This window comes from Paenibacillus sp. FSL R10-2736 (assembly GCF_038000245.1).
Classification (GTDB): domain Bacteria; phylum Bacillota; class Bacilli; order Paenibacillales; family Paenibacillaceae; genus Paenibacillus_AQ; species Paenibacillus_AQ phytohabitans.
Window position 1 is genome coordinate 1,291,151 of the sequence record NZ_JBBOBN010000001.1, and the last position, 21,994, is coordinate 1,313,144.

Genomic DNA, 21,994 nt, shown 5'->3' on the forward strand with positions numbered 1-21,994 from the left:
TATGGATGTATCCGCAAGTAAGCTGCAGTCAGTATATGTGATTTTAACAATGAAGGGGTAGGATAAAAGATGACCAGAAGCCATAACTGTGGACAATTAACAACGGCGAGCATCGGCGAGACAGTAACACTGAACGGTTGGGTACAGACCCGCCGTGACCTTGGGGGCGTACTGTTTATTGACCTGCGCGACCGCACAGGAATTGTACAGATCGTATTCAACCCCGACTATTCCGGAGAAGCGCTGCAGATTGCCGATAAGGTGCGCAGTGAATACGTGCTTGCCGTAACGGGTAAAGTGGTTAAACGGGACGATGAAACCATCAACCGCAACCTGCCGACCGGCGAGATTGAAGTGCAGATTACAGATATTGAAGTACTGAATGCTGCCAAGACGCCTCCGTTCTTCATCGAAGACGGTGTGGAAGTGGATGAATCGCTGCGGATGAAATACCGTTACCTGGATCTGCGCCGTCCGGAAATGCACAAGACGCTGCTGCTCCGTTCGAAAGCGGCCAAGATCTTCCGTGACTTCCTGGACAGCGAAGGCTTCATCGATGTGGAAACTCCGATTCTGACCAAAAGCTCACCGGAAGGCGCACGTGATTATCTCGTGCCAAGCCGTGTGCATGAAGGGGAATTCTTCGCGCTTCCGCAGTCTCCGCAGATCTACAAGCAGCTGCTGATGGTCGGCGGTATCGAGCGTTATTACCAGATGGCACGCTGTTTCCGCGATGAGGATCTGCGTGCAGACCGCCAGCCGGAATTCACCCAGTTCGACATCGAGACGTCCTTCATGCCGCAGGATGAATTGCTGTCCATGATGGAGACCCTGATGCAGCGCCTGCTGAAGGAAACGATTGGTGTCGAGGTTGCCACTCCGTTCCAGCGGCTGACCTATGCTGAAGCTATCGGCAAATACGGCTCGGACAAGCCTGACCTGCGGTTTGGCCTGGAGCTGGTAGAGATGAATGATATCGTTGCTTCCAGCGGTGTGAAGGTGTTCGCCTCCGTGATCGAGAAGGGCGGAGAAGTGAAATGCCTTAACGCCAAGGGCTGCGGCACCTGGACCCGTAAGGAAATTGATGATCTCGGACCTTATGCTGCACGTTACGGCGCCAAGGGCCTGGCCTGGATTCAAGTGAAAGACGGCGAGTTCAAAGGCCCGATTGTGAAGTTCTTCTCCGAAGAGGAAATTGCCGCCGTGAAGGAACGCACGGGTGCTGAAGAAGGCGACCTTCTGCTCTTCTCCGCTGACACTAAGAAGGTCGTTGCGGATGTACTCGGCGCACTCCGCCTGAAGATCGGCCGCCAGCTTGGCCTGATCGATGACAGTGTGTTCAAATTCGCCTGGGTTACAGAATTCCCGCTGCTCAGCTATGACGAAGACCAGAAGCGCTACATGGCAGAGCATCATCCGTTCACACGCCCGATGGATGAAGACCTGCATCTCTTCGATACAGATCCGGGTGCGATCCGCGCGCAGGCTTATGACATCGTGCTTAACGGCTACGAGGTGGGCGGCGGCTCCCAGCGTATCTACAAACGTGAGGTTCAGGAGAAAATGTTCGAAGCTCTCGGCTTCACACAGGAACTCGCGTATGAGAAATTCGGCTACCTGATGGATGCCTTCGAATACGGCACACCTCCGCACGGCGGGATTGCCTTCGGCTTCGACCGTCTGATCATGCTGCTGGCCGGACGCACGAACCTGCGTGAAACCATTGCCTTCCCTAAGACCGCAAGTGCAACCGACCTGCTGATGGACGCTCCGTCCCCGGTAGATGCTATACAGCTTGAGCAGCTGCATATCAAACTGGCGCCAAAACCGGAAAAAGAAAAGAAATAAAACATAAATGGCTGACGGGGCATAGCGCAGACTTAAGCGGCTATACCCCGCAGGCCTGCATAAGGAGGCTGACATCATGCTGAATCAGTTCTCGCGTACGGAACTGGCGATCGGACCGGAAGGTCTCGAGATCATGAAGAACAGCACAGTGGCTGTGCTGGGGATTGGCGGAGTGGGCGCGATGGCTGTAGAGGCCCTCGCCCGTACCGGTATCGGACGCATTATCCTGATTGATAAGGATTCGGTCGATATTACCAATATCAACCGCCAGATCCACGCGCTGACGACGACCATCGGCCAGAACAAAACCGATCTGATGGTGGACCGCGTCAAGCTGATCAACCCGGATTGCGAAGCGATTGCATTAAACATGTTCTACACCGAAGAGACTTATGAGGAGCTGTTCAAATACAAGCCGGATTATGTCATTGATGCTTCGGATACAATTATCTACAAAATTCATCTGATCAAGGAATGTCTGACCCGGAAGATCCCGATGATCTCCAGCATGGGAGCGGCGAATAAGATGGACCCGACCCGTTTCCAGGTGGCCGATATTTCCAAGACGAGTATGGACCCGATTGCGCGGGTGATCCGCACAAAGCTGCGCAAGGAAGGGATCAAGAAAGGCGTTAAGGTAGTATTTTCAACCGAAAAGCCTGTGAAGCCGCGTGAGGATGTCACCGAGCAGATTGTTCCCGCCAATGCGCCGGACCGGCGTAAGGCGAAGCAGCCTCCGGCCAGTACGTCCTTCGTGCCTCCTGTAGTCGGTCTGATTATGGTCAGTGTTACGGTACGTGATTTGCTGGAAACCGGCGGCATCACGTTTGAATGAGGGTTTGACAGGATTCAAGGGCGTGCAGCTGATTCCCGCTGCATGCCCTTTTATTGCTGCCTGGAGCAGCATAACGGGGGAGATGGCTGATTACAGACCAGACAAGCCGGGTAATAGCCAGCGGAACTTAACATCATAATATAAGAAAACTTAAGATGGAGCAGTGGGCTGCGGCATTATTGCAGCTTCTTGGATAACATTCTTAAGTTCACGTTCTCTAGTGGAGGTTTTTGGATGAAATCGAATTTTTGGCGGGATAGCGTGGGACTTGCGCCGGGCGACAACTGGAAACGGGAGTGGGCGGCAGGCATCCTATCGTATTTCGCTTCGGTATATATTGTTATGGTCAATGCAGCGATTCTGCATGATGCAGGCATGCCGCTGCGGGCGGGAATGGTGGCCACCCTGCTGACAGCAATTACAGGCTGTCTGCTAATGGCTTTTGGCGGCAAAACGCCGATTATCGTCGTCCCGGGCATGGGCATCAATGCCTTTTTCACCTATACATTGGTACATTCTATGAAGCTGGATTGGCGTGAGGCGCTGGCCGTTGTTGTGGTGACGGGTGTGCTGTTTGCCATTGTAGCGTTCACTTCGCTCTACCGCATACTGAGTGATGCCATACCCCATAATCTGCAGCATGCGATAACTGTCGGAATCGGTCTGTTTCTGACGTTTATCGGCCTGCAAAAAAGCGGGATTGTCATTGCCCATGCCACGACATTTGTCGCCATCGGGCATTTCAGCGATCCTGCGGTCATTACCTCGGTGGTGACGCTGCTGCTCGCCCTGGTCCTGTTCATCCGCGGCACGCGCGGCGGCCTGCTGATCAGCATGCTGGCGGGGACAGGCCTGGCCTACCTGCTGGGAGCGGCTCATGCGCCTGAGAATACCGAATCCGGACATGTATTCAGCGGATATGGCGATGTGTTCGCCAGTATGCAATGGAGCGGCTTCATCAGCCTCGTCTTCTGGATTGCCGTATTCCTGCTGCTGCTGATCGTTGTCTTCGAGAACATCGGCCTGATCTCCTCCCAGACACTGATGATAGGCCGTCCGGAACGCTTCAAAAGCAGTCTGCGGGCGCTGTCCATCGCCAACATCGCAGCAGGTCTGTTCGGCAGCAGTCCCGTAGTAGCCGCTGCCGAATCTACAGCCGGGATCGCTGCCGGCGGACGCTCCGGCTTAACCTCACTCGTCACCGGTCTCTTGTTCGGGGCAACGTTCCTGTTCATTCCGCTGCTGGCTTATGTTCCGGACAGCGCAATTGCGCCGATTCTGATCGTGATCGGCGGACTGATGGTCCAGAGTGTGCGCGAGATGGATCTCAGCGACATGACGGAGCTCTTCCCCGCGTTTCTGATTATGGTGATGATTCCATTCACCTACAGCATCGTGGACGGGATGGCGTTTGGTTTCATCACTTACCCGGTTGTGAAGCTGGCTACAGGCAAAGGCAAGGATGTCCCGCCGGCGCTGTACGGCATTGCCGGGCTGTTCGTAGCGAACTTTGTGCTCCATGCGCTGATGGGCTAAATGCGCCTTATATAGGGCAGGTGAGCCGTTCTATACGGCAGTTTGAAATATATGGCTTTCCCTGTCCTCTTGTGATATGATGTACTGCTCACATCACTTTTAGGAGGTAACTGAAATTGGAAGACAACTTTCAAAGTGCCTATCAAGAGGAAGAAGACAGGCTGAACCATGCGCTTATAGAGATTGACTCTACCCTTGAGCGGTTGCGCAGCACTCCGGTGTACACGGGACACGAGTATACGGAACAAGTGCTGGAGGACTCCAGGGAACAGAGGCGCAAAGATCTTGCCAAGCTTAGGCAGGAGCCTTATTTCGGACGGCTTGATTTTCAGGGCAATGACGAGGAAGAACGCAAGGCACTTTATATTGGTAAAATCGGCGTAGACCGTGAGCAGGTAAGCGACCGTCCGCTGGTCATTGACTGGCGGGCACCGGTGGCAAGCCTGTTCTATTCGTTTACAGGAGGGACAGAAGCGGCCTCCTATGAAGCACCGGAAGGGCTGATTGAAGGGCTCGTCTACCTCAAACGCAACGTGGTCATCCGCAAGCAGATTCTGGAGCGGGTTGCGGATACGTATAACCGCGACAGTGATGCGCCGGCGGTGTCGGATGAATTCCTGGTGTACCGGCTGGGTGAGAACAAGGACAACCGGCTGCGTGATATCGTCTCGACGATCCAGGAGGAGCAGGACAAGATTATCCGGGCAGCGAAGAACACGGCGCTGATTATTCAAGGGGTGGCGGGAAGCGGTAAAACCACCGTCGCGCTGCACCGGCTGGCTTTTTTATTGTATCAATACAAGGATCAGGTCTCGGCGGAGAAAATGATTATTTTCGCTCCGAACCGGATGTTCCTGGATTATATTTCAGATGTGCTGCCGGAGCTCGGTGTCGGCAATATTGCCCAGAGCACCTTCCCGGACTGGGCGGCGGGTGTGCTGGGTGTGACTTTGCCGGAGCAGGACGCTTCGGAAACGATGAACCGCTGGTTCGAAACAGCAGGAGCGATGCCTGTCATTACAGAAGAGACCCCGGGACGCTTCAAAGGCTCCACGGTGCTGATGAGTGTCATTGAATCCAGCATTAAGCTGCTGGAGACCAGCGCCGTGCCTGAAGGAGATTTCAGCCCGTGGGACGGGGCTGTGCTGCGCCGCTCGATGATTCTGCGCTGGCATAATGAAGAATACGCTCCGTATCCGCCGGCCAAACGCAAGGAACGCGTGATGGCGCGGATTCACCGCTGGATCGAGATGGAGCTGAAGAAGAGCCCGTCGGCCGCTGCGCTGAAGGACCGCAAGAAAAAAGGTGCGGCGCGCGAGAAGGCGTATAGCGCCAAGTGGCCGAAATATGAGCCGCTGGCCATCTACAAGCAGATATTCCGTGCGGCGAAGACTCCGGAGGACTGGCCGGCTGAGGCGCCGGAAGAAATTCCGCAGGCAGTACTGAAGGAAACGGTGAAAGAGCTGAAGAAAGGCATTTTGCGGGAAGAGGATCTTCCGCCGCTGCTCTATATTCATTATCTTTTGAACGGCAATGAGGGGACCGAACGCTTCGATCATATTGTTATTGACGAAGCGCAGGATTTCTCCCCGTTCCAGATTGCCGTGCTGGATCTGTATGTGAAGGGCCATTCCTTCACCATTCTGGGTGACTTATCCCAGGGGATTCATGCCTACAAAGGGGTACATGAGTGGAATGAGATGCAGTCGCTGTTTGCCGGGGAGTATACAGCGTATCATGCGCTTACCCGCAGCTACCGTTCAACGATGGAGATTATTGAATTCGCCAACGGGATTCTGTCCGCCGGCGTCGGCAGCGCGCTGCTGGCCGTGCCGGTCTTCCGCAGCGGTAATCCCGTGCGGCTGATTTCCTATGAGGATGCGCAGCCGGAACCGGCTACAGGCGGCAACCAGCGGCTCAGCGCTGTCAGGAGCGCCCTGTCGTCGCTCTCCGGGCGCGAATACCGCACAGTGGCTGTATTGACCCGCAGCCTGCGGGAAGCCGCTGAGCTGTACGCTGAGCTTGCCGGACAGTTCGAGGATATTCATCTCATTGACGGCAGCATCACCGAATACCGCGGCGGCTTGTCCGTACTGCCCGTATATTTGTCCAAGGGACTGGAGTTCGATGCTGTCATCCTGGCGGATGCGGACAGTGCGCACTACGGAGGAGCAGCCTGGGATGCCAAGCTGATGTATGTAGGCTGTACACGTGCCCTGCATGAGCTATGGCTATTGCATGACGGCGGTCTTCCGCATTACGTACAGCTGCTTGGAGACGAAACGGTCTCCGGCTGGCCGGTACCCGAAGGGAATTAAGGTTTACATTATCTTGGGTAAGGGCAGCCCTGTTTTGGAATGGGATAAAGGGTTGCGCTTGGTGAGAACAATCCGCAAACGGAACGTTGTTCCAATCGCTCCCCGGTCCAGATTTTTTTGTTTTCCCTTAGCGGTGAAAATCCGGACATAAGGCGACCGCTAACGCTTTTCCGCGGGTCGTCCCGTCCGATCCGCTATTTAATTAGAAACGTATATGCATTCTTAAAAAATGCAAAAAAGAAACCTCTCTTTGGTGAAATGTATCAACCATTTCAAAGGAGAGGTTTCTTTTTGCGGGCCAAATGAGCAAATGAGGGGCATTAGTGCCCCTGAATTCACTGGAAGCGGGCCAAATGAGCAAATGAGGAGCATTAGTGCCCCTCATTACGCCGGAAGTTCTTAAGCCTTGCCCTTCGGCTCGAAGTGAAACCGTTCCACCTGTCCCTGCATGTCCGATGCCATGGCGGAGAGCGCAGCGGAGGATGAAGTGATCTCCTCCATGGAAGCAAGCTGCTCTTCTGTCGCCGCTGTTACACTCTGGAAGGATTCCAGCGCGGCCTGGGCGATCTTGGCCATCTCCTGAACAGACGCTGCTACTTCTGCGCTGCTGGCCGACATTTGCTCGGTAATCGCGGATACTTCATGGATTTGCTCGCCTACATGCCGGGTGGACTGCTCGATCTGGTGGAAGGCCTCGCTGGCTTCCTGTGTAAGCGCCATTCCTTGCTCCACATCTCCAACCACTTTATGCCGCATCACATCATAGGCGCTGGCAATCAGGTCCACCATCTCAGAGATGGTCTCCTGGATTTGTCCTGCACTGACATTGGAAGCTTCGGACAGCTTGCGCACTTCACCGGCGACTACAGCGAAGCCTCTGCCATGTTCTCCGGCCCGTGCAGCTTCAATGCCGGCATTCAGCGACAGGAGATTGGTCTGCTTGGCAATAGCAGAGATGGCCGTGCTGGTCTCCGCCACCTTGGCGCTTAAGCCGTTGAGCTCGGCGATCAGACTGCCGGACTGATGTACGGATTCGCGGATCGTCTTCATCTGTTCTCCGACATGCTGCATCTTGGCGCTGCCGGTGGAGACATCCTGTTCCGTCTGTACTGCGGCGCCTACTATCATCTCTGAGGCGGAGGCGATTTTTTGAATGCCGGTTGACATTTCATCCATCGTTATAGCCACTTCGGCGGAAGCATAAGCCTGGGTTTCCACACCACGGGTGGATTCCTCTACCAGCTCAGTCACATATTCGACCGCTTTGCTGTTCTCGCCGGTGCTGGCTGTCAGCTGTTCACTGGCTGCCGCCAGGTGGCCTGACGTTTCAGCGACCTCCTGAACCATTTTGCGCAGGGAAGACACCATCGCATTATAATTGCCGGCAAGCTGACCGATCTCATCCTTGCGGTTCGTTTCCACAGACTCATCCAGATAACCCTCGCTTACCCGTTTGGCCGAACGGTTCAAGCGTTCCACAGCGCCGGTAATGCGGCGGATGATAAGGAAGGTTACGATCGAAGCAAGCAGCAGAGAGACGACAAGCACGATACCTGACTTGTACAGAATCGGGTATACAGCCTTGGTGTATTCATTCTCCGGCAGCACACCGGCCATTTTGAATCCGGTCAGCTCGTTCGTAATGTAGAAGCCGTCCATTTGTGTATTGGCTGTATCGTCCTTGTAGGAGATTTTGCCTGCCGGGCCTTTGCCCATTTCAGCCAGCATCTGGCTTGTTGCTTCAGAAGCCACCTCCATGGTGGGGTGATAGATCACCTTGTTATTGCCGTCTAGAATATATACATAACCACTGTCGCCCAGACTGACATTTTTGGTCAGCTCCATAAGCTCGTTCATGCTGATGCTGATGGTAACGGCACCCTTACCGTCCGGAAAAGCCCTGGAAACCGGCAGAATGTAGCTGTTCGTCACTTTGGAGAAAATCGGATCAATAACCGATGTGGTCTCCGGTGACTTTAGAGCGTCTATGTACCAGTCCCGGATGCGGGGATCATAATTCTGCTGCTCTGAATCCGGAGCGAACATGTATTTACCTTCATCGTTGCCCAGGGCTACGATATCCACTTCAGGATGCTCCAGCTTGAATTTGTCGATCAGGCTGCGTACTTTTGCAGTATCGCTGGTGAGATCGGCGGCACTAATCTGGTAAGCAAGCTCATTCACACCTGCGCTCTCCAGCTGGATTAATTGCGAAAGGGTTTTATCGAGAATATGAATGCTTGAGTTTGTGGTCTCTTCCATCTTGGAGCGCAGGGCCGACTCTGAGGTTTCCGTGGATATGACAACCAGGGCAAGGGAGGGGAGCACAATGGCTATGATGATTAGCAGCATGAGTTCCGTTCTGAGCTTGGTGATGTGAAATACACGCTTTAAAGGATTCCGTGGGGTTGTCATAGAAGGTTCCTCCTGAATTTCTGAATGGATGGGGTTAAATTAATTTCCATATCTCGAAGTAAATAGATAATTTAATATATATTTCGACACTAATCGACTAAAAAATTAGTTTTTCGTCAAAATTTTTTTGGCTAAAATTACCGCTATGCATTCCTCCTGAAAGTTATGATTAACGTGAGCTCAAGGTGGAGAACGATTATAACTATTCTTGAACTTGTAACCCGCGGATACCTGTGGCTTAATAATAAGTGTCCGGCCGGGCAAGATTACTTCTGGAAGGAGGCTGATGGCAATGTTTTCAGAATACGAGGTGGTTTCCGTCTAAGACGGAAGCCTGTTTAAGGGGAGGCCGCGAGGCCTCCTTATGTATAGATAGCGTCTATATATTTCAGGCTTAGCTAAAATATATAGAAGTACACTGACAAACTACTGATAGATTACTGATAAACAATGAATGTAGACGCTGACCGCAGGGTTTAATATAATGAATTTAGGTTATTTACCAAATTTGAGGAGAAGAAAGGAGGCAGGTGGCATGATTATCAAGAACAGCGCAGTGATCGGACTTAACGGAACACACCTGTTGAAGGAGGAACCAGAACGTGAGTTACGTAAATGGAAAGGATGTGCTCCCCCCGGGATTGCTCGAAGAGCTACAGGGCTACATCCAGGGTGAATTGCTATACATCCCGAAGAAGACGGAAGAGCGGGTACGATGGGGCGAGAACAGCGGCTCCCGGCAAGAAATTGCGAACCGCAATGAAGAGATCTTCTGTAGTCACAGCAGCGGCTGCTCGGTGAACGAGCTGCAGAAGAGATATCATTTATCCGAAGAAAGTATCCGCAAAATCATTTCAAAAATGAGGCTGGCGCTGAACAGCTAGCCTGAATATTTGAAACAACCCCAAACATATAAGTTCTAAGAATAGAACAAAGAGCATGCTCCCGCCGGTGATGGCGAGGTCATGCTCTTTTTAATGAAAGCTGCGGGTATGGTATGATAGAAGGCAGCCAGTTCTTTCTATCGAAGAAATAGCGAAATACCAGATTACTAGCAAGGAAGTGGAGTTATGGATCTATTCTCGCTGGGTGAGGATAACGGGAACGGGAGCGGACGGCTGCTTGCAGACCGGATGCGGCCCGTGAATCTCGATGAATATATTGGACAGGAGCATATTGTAGGCCGCGGCAAGCTGCTGCGCAGGGCCATTGAGGCCGATCAGGTGTCTTCCATCTTGCTGTACGGGCCTCCGGGCTGCGGCAAAACAACCTTGGCTCATATCATATCGCATCATACCCAAGGTGAATTTGTCCGGCTGAACGCGGTGGAAGCCTCGGTCAAGGATGTCCGCGAGGTTATTGAACGCGCCCAGAGCAACAAGGCGCTGTACGGCTCGAAGACCATTCTGTTTCTGGACGAGGTTCACCGCTTCAACAGCTCCCGCCAGGATGCGCTGCTGCCGGCAGTGGAGAAGGGGACGATTACCTTCATCGGCGCCACGACGGAGAATCCGTTCCATTATGTGAACGGGGCGCTTATGAGCCGCTCCACGCTGTTCCAGCTGGAGTCCCTGACCAGTGAGCATAGCCTGATTGCCATGAAGCGGGCGCTCGCCGATGAGCAGCGGGGCCTGGGGTTCATGGATCTGAAGGCGGATGAGGACGCGCTGCAGCATATCGCCACGATGGCTAACGGCGATATCCGCCGCGCCTTGAACGCGCTGGAGCTGGCGGCGATGACCACTGCCCCGGAGAGTGACGGCAGCGTGCATATCACGCTGGAGGTGGCGGAGGAGTCGATCCGCCGGCCGATTGTCAAAGCGGACGAGTCTACGCAGTATGATGTGCTGTCCGCTTTTCACAAAAGCATCCGCGGCTCCAGCGACGCCGCCCTGTTCTGGTTCCTCTACGCCGTGGAGAAGCTCGGCATGGACCCGATGACCTTCATCCGCCGTCTGATCGCCGCGAGCAGCGAGGATATCGGCCTGGCTAACCCGCAGGCGATGGTTCAGGCTGTCAGTGCGCTGGATGCCTACCGCAACAACGGCTGGCCGGAGGCGAAGCTGAATATCGCGCAGGCAATCCTGTTTGCGGTGGAGAGCCCGAAATCAAACGGCGTGGTGATGGCAATCGCGAACGTCATGGATAGCCTGGAGGATCTGAAGTCGGCTGAGGTGCCGCTGCATTTGCGGGATACGCATTATAAAGGCGCAGCCCAGCTGGGACATGAGGGATACCAGTATCCCCATAATTTCCCCGGCCATTATGTGAAGCAGGACTATCTTCCGAAGGCGATCTCCCGGAGGGTGTTCTATCAGGCGACCGAGCAGGGCAACGAGGCGAAGATCCGCCATAACCAGCAGCTGCGTCGCGGGCAATAGCGCTCCACTCAGATGCATGGGAAGACCAATTAAGGAAGAGAAGTAAAGCGAGACCACCGCATGCACTCAACTGCGGTGGTCTTTTGCTTGCGTATCCGCGTGCACCTGAAGCACGTTAGGCGTTTTTTTCGGTTGATGAAACGGCAAATATGATAAAAATGGAAATTTTTTGACAAAACGAGTCTGTTTTCGGTGGATATAATTGTAAATATATAGAATTAAATTACTTTATGTGGTATATGTGTAGATAGGGAGATTATTTCCTTAATTTGTAAGTGGGGGTGGAGGATGGAGTGTACTGAATAGAATGTCTTATGAAATGTCTTCAATGGACGCTGGGGAGGTATCTGCGCGTGAGTCACCCGATCGGGCTGAAACGTAAGAATCGAAGGGAGATGAGTTAAGGTGAAGCAAACGAGACGGAAGACAGGCTGTATCGCAGCACTGAGCTTAATGCTAACCTGCACTATTGCTTCAGGGACTGTTATTCATCCGCAAGTCAGCAAAGCTGCAACCGCAGGGATTAATTATGCAGAGGCACTGCAGAAATCTATCTATTTCTATGAGACACAGCGGTCGGGTGATCTGCCGGCGAACAATCGTGTGGAATGGCGGGGCGATTCGGGGCTGCAGGACGGTGCGGATGTCGGCCACGATCTGACGGGAGGCTGGTATGACGCAGGGGATCATGTTAAATTCGGATTTCCTATGGCGTACACCTCCACCATGCTGGCATGGTCGGTCTATGAATACAAGGATGGATACGTGCAATCGGGGCAGCTGGATGAGATTCTGGACAATATCCGCTGGGCAACAGACTATTTTGTGAAAGCGCATACGGCTCCTAATGAGCTGTGGGGACAGGTCGGCAACGGCACGGCGGATCATAACTGGTGGGGACCGGCGGAGGTCATGCAAATGGCACGTCCATCCTACAAGATTGATGCTGCGCATCCCGGCTCTGATCTGGCAGCGGAGACCGCTGCTGCGCTTGCCTCAGCTTCCATTATTTTCAGGGATTCGGATGCCGCTTATGCGGACAAGCTGCTGCTGCATGCCAAGCAATTATACAATTTTGCCGATACGTACCGCGGGGCTTACTCCGATACAATCACTGATGCCAAGCAGTATTACAATTCGTGGAGCAGCTATGCCGATGAATTAAGCTGGGGTGGTGTCTGGCTGTACTTAGCGACCGGCGAGCAGACCTATCTGGATAAGGCTACTGCCGCCAGCAATCTGTGGGGCACGAACCAAGCCGGAGATTGGGGTTATCAATGGACCCAATCCTGGGATGACAAGCACTACGGTGCACAACTCCTGCTGTCCCGCATTACGGGTGATCCCAAATTCATTCAATCCACTGAACGGAATATGCAGTTTTGGACCACCGGAGTGAACGGTACCTCTGACCGGGTAGCTTATACTCCCGGGGGGCTGGCCCATCTGGACCAATGGGGGGCGCTGCGGTATGCGGCCAACCAGGCATTCATGGCCTTTGTCTATGCGGACTGGGTTTCAGATCCGGTGAAGAAGAACACCGCCCAGACCTTTGCGGAGCGGCAGATTACCTATATGCTGGGCGATAATCCGCGCAATAGCAGCTATGTGATTGGCTTCGGCGCAAATTCGCCCCAGCATCCCCATCACCGCACCTCACACGGCTCTTGGAGCGACAGCCAGACGACTCCTGCGAACCACCGGCATGTGCTGTACGGCGCACTGGTCGGAGGACCTTCCAAGACAGACAGCTACACCGATACAATCAGCGATTATGTCTCCAATGAGGTTGCAACCGATTACAATTCAGCCTTTACCGGCGCTTTGGCCAAAATGATGCTGCTCCACGGGCAGGGCCAGCAGCCGCTTGTGAATTTCCCGCCGGCCGAAACGCGTGAGGATGAAATGTTCACCGAGACCTCTGTGAACGCCAGCGGCAGCAATTTTGTGGAAATCCGTGCACTGCTCAATAACCGCTCCGGGTGGCCTGCCCGCTCCAGCAGTCAAATGTCCTTCAACTACTATATGGACATAAGTGAGGCTGTGGCTGCAGGGTATGGACCAGCAGATATCACCGTCAAGGCGGGAGGCTACAATCAGGGGGCAACCGTCTCGCAGCTGCTGCCTTATGATGAAGCGAATCATATCTACTACACCAAAGTAGATTTCTCCGGCACACCGATTTATCCGGGCGGACAATCCGCTTACCGCAAGGAGGTCCAGTTCCGGATTGCCGGGCCGCTGAACACCACCTTCTGGGACAACAGTAATGACTTCTCGTTCAAGGGAGTGGCTTCAGGTGCTTCCTCGGCGACGAAGAATCCGTATATTCCGGTATTTGATGCGGGTGTCAAGGTATACGGGGAGCTGCCTCCCGGCGGCGGAACCCCCGGTGAACCCCAGGTTCCGGGCCGTCCGTCCGGCCTGCAGGCGGTACCCGGCAATGCCAGCGTAGCCTTGAGCTGGAATGCGGTCAGCGGTGCTTCCCAGTATACGGTCAAGCGCTCTCTGGTGAGCGGCGGACCGTACACGGTGATTGGCACGGCAAACGGAGCCGTCTACAGCGACAGCGGGCTGACGAACGGAGTGGACTACTATTACGTGGTGACCGCATCGAACAGTGTGGGGGAGAGTACGGCGTCTGCACAGTCTACGGCCCGGCCGCGCGAGACCACCCCGCCGGTTACTGGAGCTTTGCGTGTACAGTACCGCACCAATGACACAAGTCCCGGCGATTCGCAGATCCGCAGCCAGTTCCGGATTGTCAACACAGGGACCGAGACCATTGCACTCAGTGGTCTGAAGCTGCGCTATTATTACACCGTGGACGGGGACAAGCCGCAGGAATTTCACTGTGACTACGCTGTTGTCGGCAGCGGCAACCTGAGCGGAAGCTTTGTGAAGCTGGACGCGCCGGTATCCCTGGCCGATTCTTATGTGGAGATTTCCTTTGCCGCAGGAGCAGGAAGCCTGGCTCCGGGAGCGGATAGCGGGGAGATTCAGGTGCGGTTCAACAAGACCGACTGGACGGCCTACAATGAGAGCAATGACTATTCCTATGGAGGAACCCAGCAGACCTTCGCGGATTGGGAGAAAGCTACACTTTACCGTGCAGGAACGCTTGTGTGGGGCTTGGAACCATAAATCATTCCAGAGAGGAAGTATGCCGAAATGATGAAGCTGAGTTCAATCAAGAAACCATTCTCCATAATAATGGCTGCCATCCTGATCATTTCTCTTACAAGCGGTATCTTTAATTTCAGACCCGGGACAGCCAAGGCTGCATCGGTAGAAAAGACAAGATTTCTGCAATTATATGCCCAGCTGAAAGACCCGGCGAGCGGCTATTTCTCGGCGGAAGGCATTCCTTATCACGCGGTGGAGACCCTGCTTAGCGAGGCGCCCAACTACGGGCATATGACCACCTCCGAGGCCTACAGCTACTGGATGTGGCTTGAAGTGCTGTATGGCTATAATACCGGAGACTGGAGCAAGCTCGAAGCCGCCTGGGACAACATGGAGAAATACATCATCCCGGTTAATGAAGGCGACGGCGTGCAGGAGCAGCCGACGATGAGCAATTACAACCCGAACAGTCCGGCAACCTACGCCTCGGAGCTTGCCCAGCCGGACCTGTATCCAAGTGCGCTGAACGGCAAATATACGCCGGGCAAGGACCCGCTGGATGGAGAGCTGAAGTCGACCTACGGCAACAACCAGACCTATCTGATGCACTGGCTGGTGGATGTGGACAACTGGTACGGCTTCGGCAATCTGCTGAATCCTGCGCATACCGCTGCCTATGTGAATACCTTCCAGCGCGGAGTGCAGGAATCCGTCTGGGAAGCGGTGGCGCATCCTTCACAGGATGACAAATCGTTCGGCAAGACGAATGAAGGCTTCATGAGCCTGTTCACCAAGGAAAATAGCGTACCTTCCGCACAATGGCGTTATACGAATGCTACAGACGCGGATGCGCGCGCTGTGCAAGCGATGTACTGGGCCAAGGACCTTGGATACACCAATACGGTCTATCTGAACAAAGCCAAGAAAATGGGCGACTTCCTGCGTTACGGCATGTACGATAAGTACTTCCAGAAAGTCGGCAGCGCTGCTGACGGCACACCTGAAGCGGGAACCGGCAAGGATTCCAGCCAGTATCTGCTGGCCTGGTATACTGCCTGGGGCGGGGGCCTTGGAACAACCGGCAACTGGGCCTGGAGAATCGGCGCGAGCCATGCGCACCAGGGTTATCAGAATGTGGTTGCAGCCTATGCACTGTCCACTGCAGACGGCGGCTTGATTCCGGCTTCGGCAACAGCCGGAGAGGATTGGGGCAAATCGCTGACCCGCCAGCTGGAATTCTACAACTGGCTGCAATCCTCTGAAGGAGCCATTGCGGGAGGAGCTACTAACAGTTATGGCGGTTCATACAGTGCTTATCCCGCCGGAACAAGCACCTTCTATGGCATGGCCTACGACGAGGCTCCAGTCTACCATGACCCGCCATCCAACAATTGGTTCGGGATGCAGGCCTGGAGTGTTGAACGGGTAGCCGAGCTGTATTACATTCTGGCTTCCAGCGGGGATACCACCTCGGCCAATTTCAAAATGGCCAAACGGGTGATTGAGAACTGGATTGACTGGTCTACAGATTATGCCTTTGCGGGCAGCCGTCCGGTAACGGATGCCGCCGGCTATTATCTGGACCTGCAGGGAAACCGGATTCTGGGCGGAGATGATCCGCAGATTGCCACCGTGTCCGCACCCGGCGAGTTCTGGATTCCGGGCAATGTGGAGTGGCAGGGCCAGCCGGATACATGGGGCGGCTTCAACTCTTTTAGCGGCAACAGCGGCCTCAAGGCAGTGACCAAAGATCCCGGACAGGATACCGGCGTGCTGGGCAGCTATATTAAAGCGCTTACGTTCTTTGCCGCAGGAAGCAAAGCGGAACACGGCAGTTATACTGCACTCGGCGGAACCGCTTCACAATTGGCCAAGTCCTTGCTGGATACAGCCTGGGGCTACAATGATGGACTGGGAATTACGACGCTTGAGAAGCGTGCAGATTATTTCCGGTTCTTCACCAAAGAGGTATATTTCCCTGCGGGCTGGACGGGTACCTTCGGCCAAGGAAACACTATACCGGGCAGCGCGACAGTACCTTCCGATCCGGCCAAGGGCGGAAACGGAGTTTATGCGAGCTATACCGATGTGCTTCCCGATATTAAAAATGATCCCAAGTGGAGTTACCTGGAAGGCAAGTACAATAGCTCGTACAACAAAACAACCAAGACATGGGACAATGGCGCACCTGAGTTTACCTACCACCGCTTCTGGTCACAGGTGGACATCGCTACAGCCTATGCGGAATACGACCGGTTAATCAATAACGGCAGCGGTCCAATACCGACAGCTACACCGACGACAACGCCAACGGCCACGCCAACAGCAACGCCAACGGCCACACCGGCAGCAACGCCAACGGCCACACCGGCAGCAACGCCAACGGCCACACCGGCAGTAACGCCAACGGCCACTCCGACAGTTGCGCCAACGGCCACACCAACAGCTACGCCGACGCCAACGCCAACGGCTACACCAACGGTCACGCCAACGGCTACGCCTGCTGCGGCGAACCTGGTGGTTCAATACCGTACAACGGATACGAACGCCACAGATTCGCAGTTCCGACCGCAGCTGCGGATTGTCAACAACGGGACGACAGCGGTAGATCTCAGTAAGGTCAAGCTCCGTTACTATTACACGATTGACGGAGAGAAACCTCAGCAGTTCAATGTCGATTATGCAACACTCGGCGGCAGTAATGTGCTGGGCAGCTTCGTGAAGCTTGATCCTGCGGTTGCAGGAGCGGATTATTATGTGGAGATTTCCTTCAGTGCCGGCGCAGGCAGCCTGGCACCCGGCGCGAACACCGGTGAGATTCAGCTGCGCATCAACAAAACCGATTGGAGCAATTACAATAAGGCCGATGATTATTCCTATGATTCCACCAAAACGGCTTATACAGACTGGAACCGGGTACCGCTGTACTTGAATGGCGTACGGGTATGGGGGGTTCAGCCGCAATAAAGCGGACATTCTGTTGCCGGGAATCCGGCCGGAGTCTGCTGGTCTGAGCATTATCCCGTACAATAACGAATAAAAGAACCTTCAGCTCCACGATCCGGTGGTGTTGAAGGTTCTTTTGTATGCATTAGGGGCTCGTCTCCGACAGGTGATGCAGTTACACCGGCAGCAGCGGCACAACCTTCTCGGCAGCCTCAATGGTTCCGCCGCCGAGACATGTTTCACCAAGGTAGAACACCACAGCCTGTCCCGGCGTGATCGCCTTTTGCTGAACATCAAAAGCAACATGCACGGTTCCGTCTGCCTGCTTCGTCAGCGTAACACCCTGATCCGGCTGGCGGTAACGGAACTTGGCGGTACACTTCAGCGGCGTATCGCCAAGTGTAGCTGCATCGATCCAGTTCACGCCTGAAGCCGTGAGGCTGGTAGAGTACAGGCTGACATGCTTCTCGCCCTGCACAACATACAGGGTATTGCTTGCAAGATCCTTCTCGGCCACGAACCAGGGTTCGCCTGTGCCGGAGCCGCCGATACCAAGGCCCTGACGCTGGCCCAGCGTGTAATACATGAGGCCGTCGTGACGGCCTTTGACTTCCCCGGTGGCGATATCGACCATATTGCCCGACTGTGCCGGCAGGTATTGGCTTAAGAATTCACGGAAATTACGTTCTCCGATGAAGCAGACGCCGGTGCTGTCTTTTTTCTTGGCGGTGTAGAGTCCGGCTTCCTCGGCAATTCTCCGCACCTCCGGCTTCGGCAGATGCCCGATCGGGAACATGGCCTTGGAGAGCTGGTACTGGTTCAGCGCATTGAGGAAATAAGTCTGGTCTTTGTTGTTATCCACGCCGCGCAGCAGCTTGAATATGCCATCTTCTTCCACTACCCGGGCGTAATGTCCGGTAGCCACGTAATCTGCGCCAAGCTGCAGCGCTTTGTTCAGGAATTCTCCGAACTTGATCTCGCGGTTGCACATCACATCCGGATTCGGTGTCCGGCCGGCCTTATATTCTTCGAGGAAATAGGAAAAGACTTTATCAAAGTATTCCTTCTCGAAATTAACGGTATAGTAAGGAATATCGATCTGCTCGCACACGCGGCGCACATCCTCGGCATCGGTCTCAGCCGTACATACGCCGAACTCGTCGGTATCATCCCAATTCTTCATGAAGATGCCGATGACATCATAACCCTGCTGCTTCAGCAGAAGCGCTGTAACAGAGGAATCGACCCCACCCGACATACCGACGACGACACGGATATCCTGATTAGCTTTTGTCATCGTGATCACCATTTTCTATGCACAAAATACCGGCGTTCTGACTGAACACCCGGCTCATTGTGTATTATAACATACCTGTCTACCCCAAACAGGAGAAGGCTGTTATAAAATATAGCGGAAAACGGTTCAAAATTGACAATTTGTCCACCACTGGTGAACAAAATCGCGAATTATTCCCGTTGGGTGTTCCAAATGTGTCCAAAGATATGATAACATAAGCTGAGAGCAAACATCGGAATACGTTGATATGACATATCTCATGTCTAACCAGCGAAACAGGAACCATAGAACCAGCAACTAAACCGAAAGAGGTGCCCCTTTGAAAATATCAACCAAAGGACGTTACGGATTAACCATTATGATGGAGCTTGCCCTGAGATTTGGTGAAGGGCCAACATCACTTAAAAGCATTGCCGAGAAAAACGGACTTTCTGAGCATTATCTGGAGCAACTGATCGCCCCGCTGCGTAATGCCGGACTTGTAAAAAGTATCCGCGGCGCATACGGCGGGTATATTCTGTCCCGCGAGACCAGCACCATTACTGCCGGAGACATCATCCGTGTACTGGAAGGCCCGATTTCTCCTGTGGACTTCACAGAAGAAGATGACCCGGCCAAGCGCGACCTGTGGCTGCGCATCCGCGACAGCATCGCCGATGTGCTGGACTCCACCACATTATCCGATCTGATCAACTTCAAGGAAGAGAGCCACGCGGATAATTATATGTTCTATATTTAACAGGGGCTTGAAACCTGTTGATTTCAAAGGGATTTTTGAAAAGTGTTACCCGCAAATTACCCGCATATTACTGATTTATTGCCCCTCCAAAGTCGTATGCCATCTCGTTTATGGCCAATACGGACCTGAATCTCTGGCAATTCTACATGTGGTTTCGATGTGAGTGGGTCATTATCCTCCTGAATATTGGGCGGGATATATAATCTTAATAATCCAGTTTATGATGCACTAGCCCATCGACTTTATTTGGTCGGTGGGCTTTTTCTGTACAGTGACTTAAATCCACATATTTCCTCAATAACCCTTAAGTGTATTGTAAATTTTTGTGGATAAACAGACTGTTTGTTCGCCTTTATTTAGTGTAGGCTTGAGGCAGATATTATTTTGTTATAGGGGGAGAAAGGAAATGAAAGAGGCAGTAATAAAAGTCGTTAAGGTGATTAAGGAGGGTGAGATTCATGTATAAACGATTAGTAAAATACATAATGCTGATTGCCATTTTAGTATCGTTGATTGGAGTACAACAGGTGTATGCGGGTAAGACATCGGGTTATGAAGGTAATCTCATTCCTGAGATGACATCAAATACGTCACCTTCAGGGGTGGCTAGTGCTAGTACAACGTTAACTTGGCAAGGGGTTACTTATTCACCATGGCGAGCGTTTGCCGGCAGCGACGGTACTGAAATCTTATATTCGAGTGACACTAATAAAAATACCGGTTGGCTAAAGTATCAATTCCCATCAGAAACTGTCGTTAAATCATATTATTTGCGATCTACATGGGATTATCGTATTAAAAGTTGGCAATTCCAAGCATCAAATGACGATACAACTTGGGTAACACTAGATACGGTAACTAATCATTCTGGTGATGTGGATTTGTTGCGTCCCGTAACCAATGATACAGCTTATATTTTTTATCGTCTTAATGTGACAGCATCCAATAGTAATCACTTCGAGGTGCGTCGGTTGGAGATGTATGCTACACAGTCGCCTGTTATGCCAACGGAAACACCGATACCTTCACCAGAACCAACAGCAATGCCTTCAACTAGTCCAGAGCCCTCTGTAGAACCAACGGAAACGCCTGAGCCCTCTTTAGAACCAACACCTACTCCAGAGCAGCCAACAGGCGACAGGGCTATCATGGTTGTAACGATGAACACCGGACTTGAAAAAGAATTTGACCTGAGTATGACGGAAGTAAATGCTTTCATTGCTTGGTACGAAAATAAGCAGTCCGGTTCAGGCACAGCCTCATACGCCATTGATAAGCATGATAATAACAAAGGACCATTCACCAACCGGAAGGATTACGTGATATTTGATAAAATCCTAACCTTCAGTGTGGACGAATATTCCGCAAAATAGCGTTATAGAAAACGCCCGTCAACCTTAACTGGTCGGCGGGCTTTTACAGTAGATATAATCCATATATTTCCTTAGTACCCTTAAGTGTATTGTAAATTTCTGTCGAAAAACAGACTGTTTGTTCGCCTTTATTTAGTGTAGGCTTGATGCATACATATTAAAGGAGATGATTTTTTTGAAATTTGGTAAGAATAGAGTTAAAAGGTTTTCTATGTTTTTAGTGCTTTCACTGGTCGTTATTTCAGTTCTGATATCGATTTCAGGTAACAAAATGTCTGCAGAAGCAGGGGGCTCAAATTCGATTGAAGGAATGCAGGGTGCTAAAGTTCCGTCAGGCAGTATTGCAGGAGCATTTCAACCTGTTAACTTAGGCAGAACTGGTGGTTTAGCTATTGACGGAGACTTGCATAGCTTTTGGAACAGTACATCAAAAAACGACACCCTTGATATTTCTTTCCCTGATGCTATCAGTATTAATTTTGTTCAATTGGCTGCGCAAGCTTCCACTACTACGAGTATAGACTATACAATTTATGGAGTTAAATCTGGAAATTGGACTACTCCTATTAAAATCAGCAACAAAATCACTAATAGCGTTAAGAATTATTTGGATAAAGAATACACAATACTTGAACCTATCAACGTAGATGTAGGGAGTTATACTGGTATAAGAATTGTAGCTTCTTCTTCAAGTACATGGATTGCAATAAACGATATTACTCTCGGGATAATTCCTGAAACAACTCCAATAGTGACTCTAGAACCAACCATTGAGCCAACGCCAACTGTAGAGCCTACTGCAACTCCAGAACCAACTATTGAGCCAACACCAACGGTTGCGCCTACACCATCACCGACTCCAGAGCAGCCAACAGGCGACAGGGCTATCATGGTTGTAACGATGAACACCGGACTTGAAAAAGAATTTGACCTGAGTATGGCTGAAGTGAATGCTTTTATTGCTTGGTACGAGAATAAACAGTCTGGAACCGGCACAGCATCCTATGCCATTGATAAGCATGACAATAACAAGGGGCCATTCACCAACAGGAAGGATTATGTGATCTTCGATAAAATCCTAACCTTTAGTGTGGACGAATATTCCGCAAAATAGCATTATAGAAAACGCCCGTCAACCTTAACTGGTCGGCGGGCTTTTCTTTATATCCCTCTGCAACCC

Annotated in this window: 13 protein-coding genes; 11 read left to right on the top strand and 2 right to left on the bottom strand. The window is 52.4% G+C overall.

Features of this window, described 5'->3' with window-relative positions:
* Positions 1-69 precede the first annotated feature (69 nt).
* The 4 genes from aspS to NSQ73_RS05655 all read left to right on the top strand — a co-directional run bounded on the left by aspS (position 70) and on the right by NSQ73_RS05655 (position 6,537).
* Entirely contained in the window at positions 70-1,848 is a 1,779-nt protein-coding gene (gene aspS / locus NSQ73_RS05640) for an aspartate--tRNA ligase (RefSeq protein ID WP_042139534.1), read from the top strand.
* A 76-nt stretch (positions 1,849-1,924) separates the two neighbouring features.
* Entirely contained in the window at positions 1,925-2,683 is a 759-nt protein-coding gene (locus NSQ73_RS05645) for a tRNA threonylcarbamoyladenosine dehydratase (RefSeq protein ID WP_340985678.1), read from the top strand.
* 234 nt (positions 2,684-2,917) lie between these two features.
* On the top strand, positions 2,918-4,219 hold the full coding sequence (locus NSQ73_RS05650; protein ID WP_042139533.1) for an NCS2 family permease: 1,302 nt from the start codon (positions 2,918-2,920) through the stop codon (positions 4,217-4,219).
* A 116-nt stretch (positions 4,220-4,335) separates the two neighbouring features.
* On the top strand, positions 4,336-6,537 hold the full coding sequence (locus NSQ73_RS05655) for a HelD family protein (protein WP_340985679.1): 2,202 nt from the start codon (positions 4,336-4,338) through the stop codon (positions 6,535-6,537).
* Between the two features lie 399 nt (positions 6,538-6,936).
* Here NSQ73_RS05655 and NSQ73_RS05660 read toward each other — a convergent pair whose 3' ends face one another.
* On the bottom strand, positions 6,937-8,952 hold the full coding sequence (locus tag NSQ73_RS05660; protein ID WP_340985680.1) for a methyl-accepting chemotaxis protein: 2,016 nt from the start codon (positions 8,950-8,952) through the stop codon (positions 6,937-6,939).
* Between the two features lie 602 nt (positions 8,953-9,554).
* Here NSQ73_RS05660 and NSQ73_RS05665 point away from each other — a divergent pair.
* The 4 genes from NSQ73_RS05665 (at position 9,555) to NSQ73_RS05680 (ending at position 17,426) form a co-directional block, all read left to right on the top strand.
* Entirely contained in the window at positions 9,555-9,836 is a 282-nt protein-coding gene (locus tag NSQ73_RS05665; RefSeq protein WP_039294537.1) for a CD3324 family protein, read from the top strand.
* A 186-nt stretch (positions 9,837-10,022) separates the two neighbouring features.
* On the top strand, positions 10,023-11,333 hold the full coding sequence (locus NSQ73_RS05670) for a replication-associated recombination protein A (RefSeq protein WP_171720885.1): 1,311 nt from the start codon (positions 10,023-10,025) through the stop codon (positions 11,331-11,333).
* Between the two features lie 453 nt (positions 11,334-11,786).
* Positions 11,787-14,477 carry a glycoside hydrolase family 9 protein gene (locus tag NSQ73_RS05675; protein ID WP_340989197.1) on the top strand — a complete coding sequence of 897 codons (2,691 nt, stop codon included), beginning with the start codon at positions 11,787-11,789 and terminating at the stop codon, positions 14,475-14,477.
* 30 nt (positions 14,478-14,507) lie between these two features.
* Entirely contained in the window at positions 14,508-17,426 is a 2,919-nt protein-coding gene (locus NSQ73_RS05680) for a glycoside hydrolase family 48 protein (RefSeq protein WP_340989199.1), read from the top strand.
* A gap of 154 nt (positions 17,427-17,580) precedes the next feature.
* On the opposite strand, the gene mnmA is transcribed toward NSQ73_RS05680, so the two are convergent.
* Entirely contained in the window at positions 17,581-18,702 is a 1,122-nt protein-coding gene (mnmA, locus tag NSQ73_RS05685; protein ID WP_340985681.1) for a tRNA 2-thiouridine(34) synthase MnmA, read from the bottom strand.
* Between the two features lie 319 nt (positions 18,703-19,021).
* Here mnmA and cymR point away from each other — a divergent pair, with 319 nt between their 5' ends.
* From cymR to NSQ73_RS05700, 3 genes are all read left to right on the top strand, one after another.
* Complete coding sequence (gene cymR, locus NSQ73_RS05690; protein ID WP_039294546.1) at positions 19,022-19,441, top strand: cysteine metabolism transcriptional regulator CymR; 420 nt, start codon at positions 19,022-19,024, stop codon at positions 19,439-19,441.
* Between the two features lie 458 nt (positions 19,442-19,899).
* Positions 19,900-20,814, top strand: coding sequence for a hypothetical protein (locus tag NSQ73_RS05695; protein ID WP_340985682.1), 915 nt, complete (start codon positions 19,900-19,902; stop codon positions 20,812-20,814).
* Positions 20,815-20,989: 175 nt separating this feature from the next.
* Complete coding sequence (locus NSQ73_RS05700) at positions 20,990-21,928, top strand: hypothetical protein (RefSeq protein WP_340985683.1); 939 nt, start codon at positions 20,990-20,992, stop codon at positions 21,926-21,928.
* Positions 21,929-21,994: the final 66 nt, after the last annotated feature.